Source organism: Paenibacillus camelliae, from assembly GCF_023715345.1.
Lineage (GTDB): Bacteria > Bacillota > Bacilli > Paenibacillales > Paenibacillaceae > Pristimantibacillus > Pristimantibacillus camelliae.
The window spans coordinates 47045-63916 of the sequence record NZ_JAMBNY010000022.1 but is presented as its reverse complement, the minus strand read 5'-3'; the positions used below and the strand labels follow the sequence as shown (position 1 = coordinate 63916).

Below are 16872 nucleotides of genomic sequence, written 5' to 3'. Positions count from 1 at the left end.
CTCGAACACGACCGTTAAGCCTTTCAGCGCCGATGGTACTTGGACCGCAGGGTCCTGGGAGAGTAGGACGTTGCCAAGCACGAAGGAAGCCTATTGCGTATGCAGTAGGCTTTTTTTGTTGTGCGGATGTAGTGGTGATGCATGGTGATTGCGTAGAGCTCAGACGGTGAGGTTTAGAGTAATAAGAAAGAATAACTAACTTTATGAGCGGTATACTTACAAACTGATTAGAATTGATTTGTATAGATTAGTATATGGCGTGTGAAATAGTCACCTATTAGTGCGAGTCTTGCTAAGGAAGGCACTTCGGTAAACCAGGAGAGTGTCTGATTCTGATCGACGTATATTCGATGATGAGGCAGCGGTAGTATAGGAAGACGTGATGCCTAGGAATATTTTTCAATATATTTCCTTGAAATTATCAACTTTTCTCATTGATAAACCGTTAATAAGATAGACAATACATTATTTAGGCTGAAAGGATGGGTTATTTTGAAAATGTCTGATCGTGGAATCACTATTTTGCATCGAGGACAGAGATGGTTAGCCGTTTTGCTTGCAATTGCGCTAATCTCATCTTTATCGATAGGAATGACGTATGCAGCAGAGGATAAGGTAACTGGAATAGAGTTTGATTATGATCCTTTAGATTATAATAACAGTACTTCATCATTTGAATTAATTGTTGGTGAGGATCAAATAACGTTAGATGTTCTAGCATCAATCGAAGGATCAACATCAAAAAAAGTTGTCACTTCAGCGGTAACTTGGAAATCATCTAATACAAACTACGTTAAGGTTGATAAAGGGGTAATTACGGGTGTCGGCAAAGGATCTGCTCTCATTAGTGCGACCTATAAAGACTATAAAGTATCGATAAGAGCGATCTCAGATTATTTATATGACAGCGTAACAATTATGAATAATAATGAAGCTGCTCCTTCAAAAGTGCAAGGAGAGCTCGGCCAATCCTTTACATATACACTGAATGGAACTAAAAACTCAAATGTGGAAGACATTACATCGGAAGCTACTTGGACAACGTCCAATGCCTCCGTTGCTACTGTAGATGAGGGCACGGTTACATTAATGGGAACAGGGACAGCTACCATAACAGCTAAGCTAAAAGGTAAGTCAGATTCCATCACTGTGAACGTATCTTCACCATACAAGTCCATAGCGATTTCGCCAAGCAATCAATTAGAGCTGGAAGTTGGCCAAGATGATTACATGCTTCAAGCGGTAGCAACACTTAAAGCAGGCGGCACAGTAGACGTTACGGACGATGCAACTTGGACAAGTGCCAATCCTAAAGTCGCTACTGTTGAACATGGATTCGTTAGACCGATAGGTACTGGTAAAACAACAATCAGTGTGACGCATAAGGGTGTAACTAAAACTACTGAGGTGGTCGTGCGCACCGCCTATCAATCGATAAGATTATCGCCTGAAAATGAGTATCATATGTTCCTACAGGACAACCCATTGCAAATTCAAGCTGAGGTATTGCATAACTCTAATGTTTCATATCTTGCAACGAACTTAGCAGAATGGAGCTCCTCGGATGTTGTTGTTGCTACTGTATACAATGGAGTAGTAACACCTAAGGCGGTCGGTACAACGAAAATTACTGCTTCGTATAAAGGTTTAAGCCGCAGTGTTACCGTTACTGTATATCCTAGTATTACGGACCTTAGCATCGATAGTGAGACGATTGATGGGTTTGTAAATAGCAGTGAAAAGCTCCCAACTGTAACTGGCAAATTGTTCGATGGTTCAAAGATTGACGTTTCTAAGCTTGTACAGTGGTCTGCTAAGGATGAAAGTATTGCTGTCATTAAGGATGGAAAGTGGCAAGCAAAGGAAATTGGTGAAACGGTCCTCACCGCTAAAATTAAAAACTATGAGGATGAAGTAAAATTAGTTACACACGCTAAACCGCTTAAGTTAGTTGCGGATGCTTCAAACCTAAATATTGTTATCGGAAAAGATGTAGCTTACCCGTCTGTAACGGTTATCAATGTAGATGGTGATGAAGAAGATGTATCTGATAAAGTAAAATGGAAAGCTTCTAGTGAAAACCTTATACTAAAGCCCGATACAATGAAGGGTCTTGAGGCTTCAACGGTCACATTAACGGCATCGTATCTGAATAAGTCAACGTCGATCAAAGTGAGAATTGAAGAAGAAGTTGTAAAGTTTGTGGTTGAGCCTGAGGTTTTAGAGTTATATCCGAACAGATCGAAGTCCATTAAAGTAACGGGTTATTATAAGGATGGTAGATCTGTAGTACTCAACTCTAAGATAGATTGGAGTTCATTATCGACCAATATAGCTTCGATCAGAGGTAATACGGTAAAAGCGCTAACGGTTGGAAATACTGTAATAACGGGATCGTATCAAGGCAATACAATTAATGTACCCGTCATCGTATCTCCAAAGTTGAAAAACTTATCACTATCAGATAGATCTGCTAAGCTTTCGCCTGGAGGAACCTTCACAGTAAAGCTTACAGCTAATTACACGACTGGCAGTCCAGTAGTTGTAACGGAAGAGGCGGTATGGACAACGTCCAAGGCTAGTGTAGCAACCGTTAAAGACGGTAAAATAACAGCAGTTAGCAAGGGCTCTGCGACGATTAAAGCTACCTACGGTGGAAAAAGTACAACGATTCGCGTTACTGTAAAATAAATCAAAGCAAAAGAAGAGGATTCCAATAGGAGTCCTCTTCTTTATTTTATAGGTGTAAGAGGTTGATTAAGGCTGAAATAAGTTGACCTCTTTGTTTTGGATACGGAGAATGCCAGTATGCTTCTTTTTAGACAATTTGCGCAACCTCAAATTAATTAATAAACGAGGAGCTAGAAGCCAAATATGCCAAACAAATAGACTAATGCTAATTGACGTTGGTAGCCATGGTTGAATGACGCCTATAACGATAATTCCCAGCCAGAACATTTGGTTATGGACTCGGCGAAATACAGAGAAGCTAATATCGTTAGCTGGTATGAATCCTGTCCACGGGGGAATAATGGTCCACTTCCATTTACGATCCGCTGCTTGGTGGACAGTGATAAAGGTAAGCCACATAATTAGAAAATGAAGCACCTGTAACGCAACAAAGCCTATCAACGTAGAGAATAGACCATACATGTCGTAATACAAGTATTGAAAGGCTACTACAATTAATGCACTCAGTAGATAACTAACGAGCAATTCGTTGCGTATGAGGATACGTTTAACATGCTTATATTGATAGATCGTTGCTGTTGGATGATCGGTAAGCGTTTGTTTCATAGTTTAACCTGCTCCTTTAAACATTCATACCATTATATATCGGATAAGGAATCGCAGTTATTGATATGATGAACATGCACCAAATGCAATGACCGGGCATATGTATAAGTATTGAAAATGATCGGTATATTTTCATAGAATAGAAGGCATACTATTGTAAACAGGGAAATAAAGGTGGGAAAGCGATGAATACGAATGCTATGAATTCAAAAGAGCAAAGCAGCTGTACAATATGCGGCAATACAAGCGCTGCTGGCCTTCATATTGTAAAGAGCTTCATCTGCTCTAGTTGTGAGCAGGAGATCGTTAAAATCGATGTGAAGGATGAACGCTATCCTTTTTTTGTATCGAGGATGAAAACTATATTTTATGAGCCGAATGCAAATGCGTAAAAACGACTGAATGGTATCAGTCGTTTTTTATTTATAGTAAAATGTTTAAAACACGTAAAAGGAGATGGATATGGTGAATCGTCCAGAGTGGAATACTCCAATCACCAATCAATTGCTTCAATTCACTTCTAATGGACCGACATCATTTCATGTCCCGGGACATCGCAATGGCATGGTTTATCGTATGCTGCATAAAGAAGACACGCTATCTGCACAAATGGAGCAGCATCTACGCATGTTATCTCAAATCGCCCAGCTAGATATAACCGAGCTATCTCATACCGATGATTTACATGATCCTCAAGGAATGATAGCCGAAGCACAGCAACTTGCCGCGAGACTCTATCAGAGTGAGCATAGTTTTTTTCTAGTTGGTGGGAGTACAGCAGGTAATTTAGCTCTAATTCTCTCTATATGCGAGACCGATGATATCATCATTGTTCAGCGTAATGTACATAAATCAGTTATTAACGGCTGTAAGCTGGCAGGCGCTAGGGTAGTATTCGTGCAAGCTGAGCTAGAGCCTCACACCGAGCTATCAGTCATTCCAAGCCTGACAACCATTGCTAAAGCCTTACAGCAATACCCAGAAGCAAAAGCAGTCTTTTTAACGAATCCTAACTATTACGGATTAAGTGCAGATTTGACACCCTATGTAGAGCTTGTTCATCGTTATCATATTCCTTTACTAGTTGATGAAGCGCATGGTGCACATTATGGCTTTGCTCCACACAGCCCACCATCGGCTCTGACCAGTGGTGCTGACGGTGTCGTTCAGTCCGCTCATAAAACGTTACCAGCATTGACGATGGGGGCAATGCTGCACATTCAGGGGCCTTATCTAGATAAGGAACGCTTACAGCAGCAGCTTGCTATCGTGCAAAGCTCAAGTCCCTCTTACCTAATTATGAGTAGCTTAGATCTGGCACGAGCAACGCTAGAGCATTACGGTGAACAGTGGTTTGGACAAACCTATGCGTTACGTGAACACTTAATCTATTGGATTAGCGAACATACGAGATTCGCCATTGCAGAGTTACCTGACAGTAGCGATTACCGTCAGGATCCGTACCGACTGCTGCTATACGATACGACACATGCCCTTAGCGGCTATGCGCTGCAGCAAAGGCTAGAAGACAACGGTGTTTGGGTTGAGATGGCTACAACACGTTATGCGGTGTTCATACTGCATATGGCATTGACTGAGGAAGAGCTAATCAAGGTTAAGCATGCCTTAGAAAAAATAAATGAGGAGAAGCTCTCAGCAGCTCAGCCTGCTTTAAACTACTCAGTAAACACGTATAGCTCCGATGGACAGCTAGCAGTAAGTACGCCTGTAGCATTTAGCCGGATAAGTCCAGGCTCGAGATCAACGGAGGTCGTATCACTTCAACTGGCTATAGGAAAACGCTGCGCAGAGCTCGTTGTGCCCTATCCTCCGGGCATACCGCTATTATATGAAGGAGAATGGATTACAGCAGCACATATAGATGAGCTTCAACGCTATATAGTAGCAGGCGCAAAATTCCAAGGCAATCATTCGCTAAATGAACTAAAGCTAAAAGTATATTTATTAAACGAATAGAAGGGTGCCCTGCAGAGCAGCTTGATTATGTTCTAGCAGGGTACTGTTTATAATAGGATAAAACAAATGCCTACGTGTGGAGGCTTTTTGTTATAATAAGTAAAGAAGTAAGTAAAGAAGTAAGTAAAGCAATATGATTAATTATAATGATCGGGGACCATATAAATGAAAAAGGGTTATTTTATTACCTTGGAGGGTAATGAAGGTGCTGGCAAGTCATCGATCGTAGAGATGGCAGCACAATATCTCAGCTCCAAAGGGCTTGAAGTCATTACGTCACGCGAGCCTGGAGGAATTGCGATTGCGGAGCAAATTCGATCCGTTATATTGGATAAGAATAATACAATGATGGATGGTCGTACGGAAGCGTTGTTATATGCAGCAGCGAGACGACAGCATTACATAGAAAAAATTTCACCCTCGCTTCAGGATGGGAAAACAATAATTTGCGATCGCTTTATTGATAGCAGTCTTGCTTACCAAGGTCATGCAAGAGGGCTAGGAATAGATGAAATTTTGTCGATTAACGAATTCGCCGTTGATGGTATGTTTCCAGACTTAACTTTGTATCTCGATGTGGACCCTGAAATAGGGCTTCAGCGTATTCGGGAAAATGAGAATAGAGAGGTTAACCGGCTAGACCTCGAATCGCTTTCCTTTCATCATAAAGTAAGGGAAGGATACTTAGAAGTGGTGAATAGATTCCCAGAGCGTATCGTTAAAATTAATGCGAATGAGCAGCTCAATGCCGTGTTTGAAGAGGTCAAGCGTGTGTTTGATCAATATTTGGGGAATAATGTTTAATTAGCGTCACAACATGGACGAACTAGCTAACAAATAATATAATGAGTTCAATAGAAGGAAATTCATATATAAACGTCTAAATGTTACACATACAAACGGTTTCACAATATTATATATAGAAGAATTAACCTTCGTTTCAAAAATATGAATAAGAGGAGGAATATAATGAAACTGGTGATTGCAGTAATACAGGATAAGGATAGCAACCGTCTTTCTAATGCGCTTGTGAAAGAAGGATTTCGTGCGACAAAGCTGGCAAGTACAGGTGGTTTTTTACGCGCAGGTAATACGACCTTTATGATAGGTGTTGAAGATGAACGAGTGCATGAAGTATTCCAAGTCATTAGCAACAACTGTAAAGTACGCGATCAATTAGTAACGCCTGTTTCTCCAATGGGCGGAGCAACCGATTCATATATTCCATTCCCGGTAGAGGTACAGGTAGGCGGAGCGACAGTATTCGTTGTTCCTGTTGAACGATTTGAACATTTTTAATGTGGAAGTGATAAGTAATGAGGGTAGATCAAAGCTTTAGACCACTTGGTCAAAGTCGTGCAGCAAGTGGAACGGTCTCAAAGCAGGTGTCATCAAGTCAATTTTCTGATATGCTGGCCCAAAAGGATCACGCTCATTCCGTTAGTGAGCTGAAGCAGAAAATTCAAAGCATACAAGAACAGGGCGATCGTCTAGCTCGCCATATGACTGTACGAGAACTAAAGCTGTATCGCCAAATGGTGAAGCAATTTCTCGAGGATACATTGAGAAGAGGCATCGGTCTGAAAGAGGTCAGAGGCTTTGACCGCAGAGGCCGTGTTAAACGATACAAGCTGCTTGAGGAAGTAGATGAGAAGCTCGTTTTGCTTGCGGAGGAGATGCTGGAGACAGAGGAAGGACGTATCGAGCTCCTGCATACGTTAGGCGAAATTAGAGGCATTTTAATAAATTTAGTTTTTTAATTGAAGGAGTACAGAATGAAAACTGAGGAAACCTTAGAGCATCAATGGAAAGCGAAGCGTATTTTGAACAATGCTTTAATGCAGAAGCGCATCTCGCATGCTTATTTGTTTGAAGGGCCCTCAGGAACTGGAAAGCTTGCTTGTGCCCTTGCCTTTGCCAAAGCAATTTTTTGTGAGCAGCCTAATGAAGGCGAGGCATGCAATCAATGTGCACAATGTCGCAAGTTTGAGAATGGCAATCAACAGGATTTGCGAACTATTGCGCCTGAAGGCCAGTCCATTAAAATAGATCAAATTCGTCAGCTGCAGCGGGATTTATCCTATCGTAAAACGACGAGTGGTCGAATGGTATATATTATTGAGCAGGCTGAGAAAATGACGATTCAAGCGGCAAACAGCCTGCTTAAATTTTTAGAGGAGCCCGTTTCACCAGTAGTTGCCCTGCTCATTACAAGCAATGTACAAGCCGTTCTGCCAACAATCCGCTCGCGGACGATGAACGTGCCCTTTACCCCGTTATCGCCTGAGCTTATGCTAGAGCAGCTTACAATGGAAGGGGCGTCTCCAACACTAGCTAGGGCAGCTGTACAACTAAGCTCTGGTATTGATGGAGCGCGAGCCATACTTGAAAAGAATGGGTTTGCAGAAATCAGAACGCTAGTGATACAATTAGGGAAGGAAAGCATAACAACATATACTACAGCTATGCTGACAGCAGCTCAAAAGCTATTTAAAGGAGAATATGCTGATCAAATTGAGCTTGTTCTGCAGCTGTTATTGCTGTGGTTTAAGGATATGACACAATTCCAAGCTGGGAGACAAGAAAACCTAGTTTTTATTGATCAATTGGAATGGATCAGCGCACATGCTTTCTCACGCTCTTTCGCTGGATGGGTTTCCTGTATGGAGCATATTCTTGAAGCGGACAAGCGTATTAAAGCAAACGTGACGCCCCAACTTTCTATTGAGCAACTTTTGGTAAAATTACAGGAGGGCTAATCCTTGTATAATGTTATAGGTGTTCGCTTTAAGAAGGCGGGCAAAATCTACTACTTTGACCCTGTAGATCATCCCGTAGAGAAGGAACAACACGTTATTGTTGAGACAGCTCGCGGTATAGAATACGGAAAAGTAGTAATTGGTCAAAAGCAGGTTGGTGAAGAGGATGTCGTATTGCCGCTTAAGCGTGTGATTCGGATCGCAAATGAGACGGATGCACAGGTGGTCGATGAAAACCGTAGTGCCGCGTCACAAGCGTTTACGACATGTCTGGAAAAAATCCAACATCACCAGCTGCGCATGAAGCTTGTAGATGTAGAATTTACCTTTGACCGCAATAAAATCATCTTTTATTTCACAGCGGAGGGAAGAGTAGATTTTCGTGAGCTCGTAAAGGATTTAGCAAGTGTCTTCCGTACGAGAATTGAGCTGCGCCAAATTGGTGTGCGCGATGAAGCGAAAATGCTTGGAGGAATAGGCCCGTGTGGACGCGTATTATGCTGCTCCTCCTGGTTAGGTGACTTTGAGCCAGTATCCATTAAAATGGCCAAGGATCAGAACTTATCTCTTAATCCTACTAAAATATCGGGTTTGTGTGGACGATTAATGTGCTGCTTGAAATTCGAGCATGATAACTATGAAAGTGTACGTGAAGAAATGCCGACAGTTGGTAAGCTTGTCATTACGTCACTTGGTGAAGGTAAAGTAACAGGAATCAATGCTTCAACCAAAACCGTCTTCGTTCAATTGTTTGATATACCAGGGAAGCCAAAGGAGCTTTCTTTGGATGATGTTGTTACAAAATAAAATACAGTTGTAGCTTAGCATGTAACTCTGGGGTGGAGACTTAGAGATGAAGGATATATTCGTACAAATGACAGAGCTTGAAGCTCGAGCTGAAGCAATGAATCAAGATCTTGGCTTGTTAAAGCAGAGGGTTGTAGCCTTGCTTGAGGAAAATCAACGTCTTACACAGGAGAATGAGCAGCTAAGAGGAATTTTGAAATTTGAACGTGAGCAAGAAGAACAACGCTCAAGTCCAAAATCCGAGCCTCTCTCTCAGGTGCATGACGAGGCTTTACCGCAAGAACAACCTGCTGATGAGCCAGGTGAAGGTCATGATAATCTTGCTAAGCTTTATTATGAAGGCTTTCATATATGCAATGTGTATTATGGACATCTTCGTACTGAGGGAGATTGCTTATTCTGCTTATCTTTCCTTAATAAATAGTAAACTGTTAAGGCCGCCCCTTATATTGATAAGGGCGGCTTTTTTTCGAAATTAATGGTGTGGGGAGCGAAAGGCTTGAGCAAGAGTAACGATGTTATACTTAACGATGACGAGCGTATTGATGATCTGTTAACGGATTCAGGACTTCATATTATACAGAGTAGAGATGTCTTTAGCTTTTCACTCGATGCAGTGCTGCTTTCGCGCTTCGCTAAGCTGCCTAAGCAAGGACGAGTGGCTGATTTTTGCACGGGCAACGGCGTGATTGCGTTGCTATGCTCGGATAAAACAGAGGCAGCTATTGATGCAATCGAGATACAGCCAAGGCTTGCTGATATGGCTAGAAGAAATGTCACAATGAATAAGCTAGAGCAGCAAATTCAAGTAATCGAAGCAGATTTAAGGCAGTATGCAATTGAAGCGGGCAATGGAATATATGATGCAATAACCGTAAATCCTCCATATATGAGACCTGCTGCTGGTGATAAAAATGTGAATGAGCATTATGCGATTGCAAGACATGAGGTCATGTGTACGATTGAGGATATTGCGAAGGCAACCTGCAAGCTGTTGCGTCCAGGAGGGAAAATATTTATCGTTCATCGTCCATCACGATTAGCCGATATTATCGAAGCATTGCGCAAGTGGAAGATTGAGCCTAAGATTGTGCAGTTTGTCCATCCGAAGCAACAAGGTGAGGCCAATATGGTTCTTATTGAAGCATGCCGTGACGGAAAGCCAGATCTGCGCGTACTACCTCCATTAATTGTATATAATGAAGCGGGAGAACAAATCATATGAACATTCAAAAAAGCTATCAGGACGAACGAGCATCAGGCACCTTGTATTTAGTTGCAACACCAATAGGTAATCTTGAGGATATTACAATGCGCGCCCTGCGCATGCTCAAGGAAGTAGATATTATTGCTGCTGAGGATACACGCAATACACGCAAGCTATTGACGCATTTTGATATTAAAACAAGACTCGTTAGCTATCACGAGCACAACAAGGAAGCTAGTGGACCAGAGCTTATTAAGCTTTTAATAGAAGGAAAGCATATCGCATTAGTTAGCGACGCTGGAATGCCTGCTATATCTGACCCTGGCGCGGATCTGGCACGAATGGCTATAGAGCAAGAAATTGCCGTTGTTCCAATTCCCGGAGCGAATGCAGCGCTTTCTTCTTTAATTGTATCTGGCCTATCGACTGATCGCTTTACGTTTATTGGCTTTTTGCCAAGAGACAAAAAAGCAACACAGCAGCTGCTTGAGCAGTATAAAAACTATCGAGAAAGCATTATATTTTATGAATCACCGCATCGCATAAAAAAAACATTAGAGGCTATGTTAGACAGCTGGGGAGATCGTCAAGCTTCGATATCACGTGAGCTTACTAAAAAACATGAAGAAATGCTAAGAGGCCGTTTCACAGAGCTTCTTGCCCACTTTGAAGAGCATCAGCCATTAGGAGAGTTCTGCATAGTCGTAGAAGGATTAGATGAGGAAGGTGCAGAGCAGCTTAAGCAGGAAGCAAATGCTTGGTGGCAGAAGATGAGTATAGAGGAGCATGTCAGCTATTATGAAGCATCGATGCCACGTAAAGCTGCCATGAAACAGACAGCGTTAGATCGAAGTATTTCTAAGCGAGATGTCTATAACGAAATCAATCGATAAAAAAAGACCTTCCTGGCATAATATGTCCAGGAAGGCATCAAGGAGTATAAAAAGGTTAGAATTAACAAGTCGATAAGTATAGTATACCTTATTTTTTTTATTTTGTCACAGGAGAAGGCATTTCTGATAGACAATTTTGGCAAACAATTTTTCCTTTGAAGTAAGAAACGTTTTCAGCGTTGCCACAGAAGATACAAGCAGGCTCATACTTTTTAAGCATGATGCGCTCACCGTCTACATAAATCTCTAGAGCATCCTTCTCGCCAATGCCTAATGTACGGCGTAGCTCGATAGGAATAACGACACGACCTAATTCATCTACTTTACGAACAATACCAGTTGATTTCATCATAAAAAATCGTCCTCTCACCTTTTGAACTTTGTCATTATTCGACAATGTTCGTGTTAATTTAAATTAATAATACCAACTCTTACCAAACCAGTCAATATTATTTTTTCATATTAAACTGCTTATTTTACAACGATTAATAGTATTAAGCTGCAATTCTCCTTGTAATAGAATACAACAAATGCGACTTTTTGGAAACTGTAAAACGACATTCTTCGACAAAAATCTTTAAATGTGACAAAACCTTGAATAAAGGGGGAGTATAAATTGAGTATGCTGCGGGAAGAAAAGGTGTTTAAGGACCCTGTTCATAGCTATGTCTATGTGCAGGACAAATTAATCTGGAATTTGATTAATAGCTCCGAGTTTCAACGTCTGCGCCGAATTAGGCAGCTAGGTACGACCTATCTAACATTCCATGGAGCTGAGCATAGTCGATTCTCTCACTCACTGGGCGTATATGAGATCACCCGCAGAATTATTTCGCAGTTTGAACGTCATCATTATCCAGACTGGCCTAAGGAAGAACGAATGGTCGCGTTGTGCGCAGCATTACTGCACGATATCGGTCATGCTCCATTCTCTCATTCTATTGAAGAAATATTTGGAACGGATCACGAGGAATGGACCGTGAATATCTTGCTAGGAGACACAGAGATTCATCGCATATTATCAGCAGCTTCTCCGACACTTCCGCAGCAGGTTGCAGAGGTGATTCAAAAGACGTACAGCCAGTCTATTGTAGTAAGCTTAATTTCGAGCCAGCTGGATGCAGATCGGATGGATTATCTGCTTAGGGATGCTTATTTTACTGGGACAGATTACGGCAACTTTGATTTGGAGCGGATTCTGCGTGTGCTTCGGCCACATCAAGGCACGATTGTTGTGAAGGAAAGTGGCATGCATGCCGTGGAGCATTATTTAATGTCGCGTTATCAAATGTATTGGCAAGTATATTTCCATCCCGTAACACGAAGCTCAGAGATTATATTGCGACAAATATTTAAAAGAGCGAAGCAGCTTCATGCGACAGGATACTCTTTTCAATGGATGGAGCCAGCCATCGGTTCTTTAATAGAAGGAAACTTATCGCTGGATGGTTATTTAAGTCTAGATGAGTCGTTAGTTCAGTACACATTCAGCCGCTGGCAGAAAGAATCAGATGAGCTGTTGGCAGAGCTTTGTTATCGTTTCATGAATCGAAAGCTATATCAATATATAACGTTCGAGGAAATATCTGCTGAGTCGCTTGATGAGATTGAAAAAGCGTTTTCAGAGCTAGGGCTTGATCCAGAATACTATATGGAAATTGACTATCCTTTTGATCGACCTTATGACGTATATCGAACGGAGAAAGCATCAATGGACGGCAAGGAAAAGGCCCCGATTATGCTGCTAGAAAAAGATGGATCATTATCAGAAATTGCAACACGTTCAGACATTGTTTCCTCAATTAGCGGTTTGCATCAAGGGCGTTACCATCTGTATTACCCAGAAGAGAAGCTAATTAGACAACGTCATCGGTTAAGTGCTAATATTAAACAAATTTTTAACATACATGATGAGGAGTAGCATACATATGGTTAAGTTATTCGACACTCACGCACATTTAGATGCGTCACAATATGACGAGGATCGCGACGAGATGATTGCAAGGGCGAAGGAAGCCGGGGTTGAGCTCATTGTAAATATCGGGTTTGATCGACAAACGATTCCGACAACAATGGCTTTAGCTGAGAAGTATGATTGGATCTATGCTGCAGTTGGCTGGCATCCCGTTGAAAGTATTCATATGCAGGAAGGAGATCTCGAGTGGATCGAGTCACTTTGCTCACATCCGAAAGTGGTGGCGATTGGTGAAATCGGTCTTGATTATCATTGGGATACTTCGCCCAAGGACATTCAGCATCAAGTGTTTCGCGAGCAAATTCGTCTTGCGAAAAAGGTGAATAAGCCGATCATTATACACAATCGAGATGCTCATCAGGATATCGTCCGCATTCTTCAAGAAGAGGGAGCTGAAGAAGTTGGAGGGATTATGCACTGCTTTTCTGGTAGCTGGGAAACAGCAAAACAGTGTCTAGATATGAACTTCTATATCTCATTCGGGGGGCCTATTACTTTTAAGAATGCTAGAGTTCCAAAAGAGGTGCTGAAAAACGTTCCACTCGACCGTTTATTGATCGAAACGGATTGTCCATATCTTACACCTCATCCATATCGTGGAAAGCGAAATGAGTCTGCATATGTGTCGCTTGTCGCTGAGTCAGCAGCACAAATAAAGGAAATTTCACTTGAGGAACTAGCGACGATTACTATGCAAAATGGTAAAAAATGTTTCCGAATTATGTAGAAACCGCTACAATCGGAAGAAATAAAGACCTTTCGTACGAAAAAACTGATTTTACTCGCTAAATTTAATATAATTTTCGGAAGAAACCTAGTTTTTTCTTGAAAATCGCATTTTATCGTGTCTTTACAAGTCCACCGTGAACAAGGTATGATTCATTTCAGAACTTTACACTCTGTATTGAATTTCCAGTTTTAATCATTTGCATTTCTTACTCCATATTCGATTTCGAGGAGGGACATGATCGCTCACAGTCATTACTTCCTGTTCTATTGATTTTGCATAAAAGAGAGATAGAGCTCATAGAGATAGTATTGAGGAGGATGAAGCTAAACTGGAAGCGTGCAAAGCACGCCATATAGGTTATAGTCGCGTCAGTTGTAACATGCGTAACACTTGGCGGCGGGGCTATGAAGGAGGACCGATGAAGTGGGATTAATTCCAGACAAGGACACCCATGGCAAACGATCATCCAGCATGACTTTCGCAATGCGATGGAAGCATGGAAACTTGCGTTTGATTATGTTAAGTATTGCAATCTCAATCGCTATGACTTTCATGTTTTTGGTGTTGTTGTACGGGACGAATGAAAAAAACGTCTCCGTAGTAGTGAATGGACAAGAAACTGTTGTGACAACTAAACAATGGGTCCTGCAACGCCTACTGGATGAACAAGCTATTACGGTTGGGCCGCATGACGAAATCTCAGCACCACTTCGTGCGCCAATAAAAAATGGTGATGTAATCGAGATTAATTATGCAATGCCGATCAATGTAATAGCAGACGGAAAATCGTCTAAAGTATACACAACGGAGAAAACGGTGCAGGCAGCGATCGAGAATTTGAATATATCGATTCGCAGTCAAGATAAAATAGATCCTCCACTAACTGCTGAGCTGGAGGCTAACGATACAATCAAAATTGTTCGTGTTGAAACGAAGGTTACGTCGCAAGAAAAGACAGTACCTTTCTCTATTGTGAAGAAGGAAGACAAGGCCTTGGATAAGGGCACAGAGAAGGTTGTGCAGCCAGGTCAAGTCGGTGTAGTTGTTGAGCAAGTAGAGCAGCGCTATGAAGATGGTGTGCTCGTATCGAAAGAAGTTGTGCAGGAAACCGTGAAGACAGAAGCGATCGATCAGATCGTCGCACTAGGTACTGCAAAAGCGAAACCAGCGATCACTACGCTGGCAAACAGCAGTAGCTCTAACAAAACGGTATCGGTTGGCGATTATCAGTTTAAGGCTTCTGAGGTCTTAAAGAACGTTACGCTGACGGCTTACACGGCAGGACCTGAATCAACTGGCAAGGATGTAGGCGATAAAGGCTACGGCATTACTGCATCAGGCAGCAAGGTTGAAGAAGGGCGTACGATTGCTGTGGATACTTCTGTTATCCCGATGGGCTGGTGGGTTTACATCGAAGGTGTAGGCCTACGAAGAGCTGAGGATAAGGGTGGCGCAATAAAAGGTAATAAAATTGATGTTTATTTCGATGATGTCGATGTAGCGACGAAGTTTGGTAAGAAAAAAGGGGTTACGGTTTATGTTATCGGCCCTAACAAGCCAAAGGCGAGCTAACCGTATTCACTTATCGAAATAACCGGATGAATAAAGGAAGAGGCCTAGGCCTCTTCTTTTATTTTTGTTGAGGGTCAATATCGGCTATACTAGATGTAGTTATCAGGAACATCGTTATTCGTATGAAGGGTGGAAATCAGTTTGATTAAAGAGGTCATCGTCGTCGAGGGGAAAGATGACACAGTAGCGATAAAACGAGCTGTTGAGGCCGATACGATAGAAACAAATGGATCTGCGATAGGTAAAGAGGTGCTTGCTCGAATTAAGCTTGCCAACGAACGAAGGGGCATTATTATCTTTACAGACCCCGATCATGCGGGCGAGCGAATTCGCAAAATCGTGGCAGGTGTAGCTCCAGGATGCAAGCATGCCTTTCTACCGCAGGAGAAGGCATCCTATAAAGGCGACATCGGTATTGAAAATGCGAGCCCTGAGGCCATTCGTCAAGCACTTGCCGAGCTGCGTACAGAGACGGCTACGATCCAGGGCGAGATTGCGTTGGAGGACTTGATGCAGGCAGGCCTGCTCGTTCACTCTAATGCGGCAGAGCGTCGATTAGAGCTTGGGAAGCTGCTCGGCATCGGCTATGCCAACGGAAAGCAGTTTTATAAGCGCTGTACGAGCTTTAATATTACAAGAGAAGAGTTTTATGCTGCAGTAGATCAATTAGGCTATAGGCTGGAGGAAAACGAGTAATGAAGCAAATCGAGGTATCGACACCTAAGCGCACGAAAGAAATTATTCAAAGGCATGGCTTTTCTTTCAAAAAAAGCTTGGGTCAAAACTTTTTAATTGACGGCAATATATTGAATCGTATTGTAGGTGCGGCAGAGCTAACGAAGGAAAAGGGAGCGCTGGAAATCGGTCCCGGCATCGGCGCGCTAACCCAGCGACTTGCAGAGGAAGCAGGTAAAGTTACTGCTGTTGAGATTGATCAGCGACTCATTCCAATCTTAACTGAAATACTAGAGGACGAGTCTCACGTAAGCGTCATCCATGCCGATGTATTAAACGTCAATTTACGCGAGCTTTTTGCTGAGCAGTTTGATGATGTGAGCAAGGTGAGCGTCGTTGCAAATTTACCGTATTATGTGACAACTCCGATACTGATGAAGCTGCTGGAGGAAAAACTCCCATTAGAGCATATTGTGGTGATGATTCAAAAGGAAGTCGCTCAGCGGATGGCAGCAAAGCCTGGCGGCAAAGAATACGGAAGCCTCAGCGTAGCTGTACAGTATTACTGTACAACGGAAATTGTATGCATCGTTCCACATACGGTGTTTATTCCGCAGCCCAATGTCGATTCGGCTGTTATTAAGCTAACGCTGCGTGATCGTCCAGCCGTAGAGGTCGATGATGAGGCGTTCTTTTTCCGTGTCGTGCAATCCGCGTTTGCACAGCGACGTAAAACGTTAATGAATAATTTACTTGCGTTAACAGGCAAGGATAAGCGTGCTGAGCTGTCTGAGCTGCTTGAGTCTATAAATATCGATGCCTCTCGTCGAGGTGAGACGTTGAGTCTTGAGGAATATGCAGCGCTAAGCGGGGCATTGTCCCGTTCAGGATTAGTCATATAGGGCGTGCTTAAAACGCCCTATATTTTTTTGCTTGTCAGGACTCACCATTTTTCTTCACTATCCATACGATAGATGAAG

At 42.3% G+C, this 16872-nt stretch carries 18 protein-coding genes and 1 rRNA gene; 17 read left to right on the top strand and 2 right to left on the bottom strand.

The annotated features are described in order from the left end of the window. Together rrf and M3180_RS21520 are read left to right on the top strand one after the other, a co-directional pair. Positions 1-79 (top strand): 5S ribosomal RNA (gene rrf, locus M3180_RS23080); the annotation flags it as partial. Positions 80-498: 419 nt separating this feature from the next. Next, on the top strand, positions 499-2691 hold the full coding sequence (locus M3180_RS21520) for an Ig-like domain-containing protein (protein WP_490715537.1): 2193 nt from the start codon (positions 499-501) through the stop codon (positions 2689-2691). Positions 2692-2757: 66 nt separating this feature from the next. On the opposite strand, the gene M3180_RS21515 is transcribed toward M3180_RS21520, so the two are convergent. Next, on the bottom strand, positions 2758-3297 hold the full coding sequence (locus M3180_RS21515) for a transposase (RefSeq protein ID WP_251671339.1): 540 nt from the start codon (positions 3295-3297) through the stop codon (positions 2758-2760). A 185-nt stretch (positions 3298-3482) separates the two neighbouring features. Between M3180_RS21515 and M3180_RS21510 the strand changes: the two genes are divergently transcribed. From M3180_RS21510 to rsmI, 10 genes are all read left to right on the top strand, one after another. After that, complete coding sequence (locus M3180_RS21510; protein WP_251671337.1) at positions 3483-3689, top strand: sigma factor G inhibitor Gin; 207 nt, start codon at positions 3483-3485, stop codon at positions 3687-3689. A 70-nt stretch (positions 3690-3759) separates the two neighbouring features. Further along, positions 3760-5274: an aminotransferase class I/II-fold pyridoxal phosphate-dependent enzyme gene (locus M3180_RS21505; protein ID WP_251671335.1), complete on the top strand. Its 1515-nt coding sequence runs from the start codon at positions 3760-3762 to the stop codon at positions 5272-5274. Positions 5275-5439: 165 nt separating this feature from the next. Beyond that, complete coding sequence (gene tmk / locus M3180_RS21500; protein WP_251671333.1) at positions 5440-6078, top strand: dTMP kinase; 639 nt, start codon at positions 5440-5442, stop codon at positions 6076-6078. Between the two features lie 165 nt (positions 6079-6243). Further along, positions 6244-6573, top strand: coding sequence for a cyclic di-AMP receptor DarA (darA, locus tag M3180_RS21495; protein WP_213520459.1), 330 nt, complete (start codon positions 6244-6246; stop codon positions 6571-6573). Positions 6574-6590: 17 nt separating this feature from the next. Next, the gene (locus M3180_RS21490; protein WP_251671331.1) at positions 6591-7034 is read left to right on the top strand and encodes a YaaR family protein; all 444 of its coding nucleotides are present in this window, start codon (positions 6591-6593) and stop codon (positions 7032-7034) included. 15 nt (positions 7035-7049) lie between these two features. Beyond that, positions 7050-8033, top strand: coding sequence for a DNA polymerase III subunit delta' (holB, locus tag M3180_RS21485; RefSeq protein ID WP_251671329.1), 984 nt, complete (start codon positions 7050-7052; stop codon positions 8031-8033). 3 nt (positions 8034-8036) lie between these two features. After that, on the top strand, positions 8037-8840 hold the full coding sequence (locus M3180_RS21480; RefSeq protein WP_251671327.1) for a PSP1 domain-containing protein: 804 nt from the start codon (positions 8037-8039) through the stop codon (positions 8838-8840). A 46-nt stretch (positions 8841-8886) separates the two neighbouring features. Beyond that, complete coding sequence (locus M3180_RS21475; RefSeq protein WP_251671325.1) at positions 8887-9264, top strand: initiation-control protein YabA; 378 nt, start codon at positions 8887-8889, stop codon at positions 9262-9264. A 75-nt stretch (positions 9265-9339) separates the two neighbouring features. Beyond that, positions 9340-10065, top strand: coding sequence for a tRNA1(Val) (adenine(37)-N6)-methyltransferase (locus M3180_RS21470; RefSeq protein WP_251671323.1), 726 nt, complete (start codon positions 9340-9342; stop codon positions 10063-10065). Next, positions 10062-10940, top strand: a complete 879-nt coding sequence (gene rsmI / locus M3180_RS21465) for a 16S rRNA (cytidine(1402)-2'-O)-methyltransferase (protein ID WP_251671321.1) — start codon at positions 10062-10064, stop codon at positions 10938-10940. The genes M3180_RS21470 and rsmI overlap by 4 nt, the downstream gene beginning before the upstream one ends. A 97-nt stretch (positions 10941-11037) precedes the next feature. On the opposite strand, the gene M3180_RS21460 is transcribed toward rsmI, so the two are convergent. Further along, positions 11038-11292, bottom strand: coding sequence for an AbrB/MazE/SpoVT family DNA-binding domain-containing protein (locus tag M3180_RS21460; protein WP_251671319.1), 255 nt, complete (start codon positions 11290-11292; stop codon positions 11038-11040). A gap of 270 nt (positions 11293-11562) precedes the next feature. On the opposite strand from M3180_RS21460, the gene M3180_RS21455 reads away from it, so the two are divergent. From M3180_RS21455 to rsmA, 5 genes are all read left to right on the top strand, one after another. Beyond that, the gene (locus M3180_RS21455; RefSeq protein ID WP_251671343.1) at positions 11563-12861 is read left to right on the top strand and encodes an HD domain-containing protein; all 1299 of its coding nucleotides are present in this window, start codon (positions 11563-11565) and stop codon (positions 12859-12861) included. Between the two features lie 7 nt (positions 12862-12868). Next, the gene (locus M3180_RS21450; protein WP_251671318.1) at positions 12869-13642 is read left to right on the top strand and encodes a TatD family hydrolase; all 774 of its coding nucleotides are present in this window, start codon (positions 12869-12871) and stop codon (positions 13640-13642) included. A gap of 426 nt (positions 13643-14068) precedes the next feature. Then, a complete protein-coding gene (locus M3180_RS21445; protein WP_251671316.1) occupies positions 14069-15217 on the top strand; it encodes a resuscitation-promoting factor in 1149 nt (382 codons plus the stop codon). A 141-nt stretch (positions 15218-15358) separates the two neighbouring features. After that, positions 15359-15913 (top strand): ribonuclease M5, encoded by a 555-nt coding sequence (gene rnmV, locus M3180_RS21440; protein ID WP_251671314.1) that lies wholly within the window; start codon positions 15359-15361, stop codon positions 15911-15913. Then, positions 15913-16794, top strand: coding sequence for a 16S rRNA (adenine(1518)-N(6)/adenine(1519)-N(6))-dimethyltransferase RsmA (gene rsmA / locus M3180_RS21435; RefSeq protein ID WP_251671312.1), 882 nt, complete (start codon positions 15913-15915; stop codon positions 16792-16794). The genes rnmV and rsmA overlap by 1 nt, the downstream gene beginning before the upstream one ends. Positions 16795-16872 lie beyond the last annotated feature (78 nt).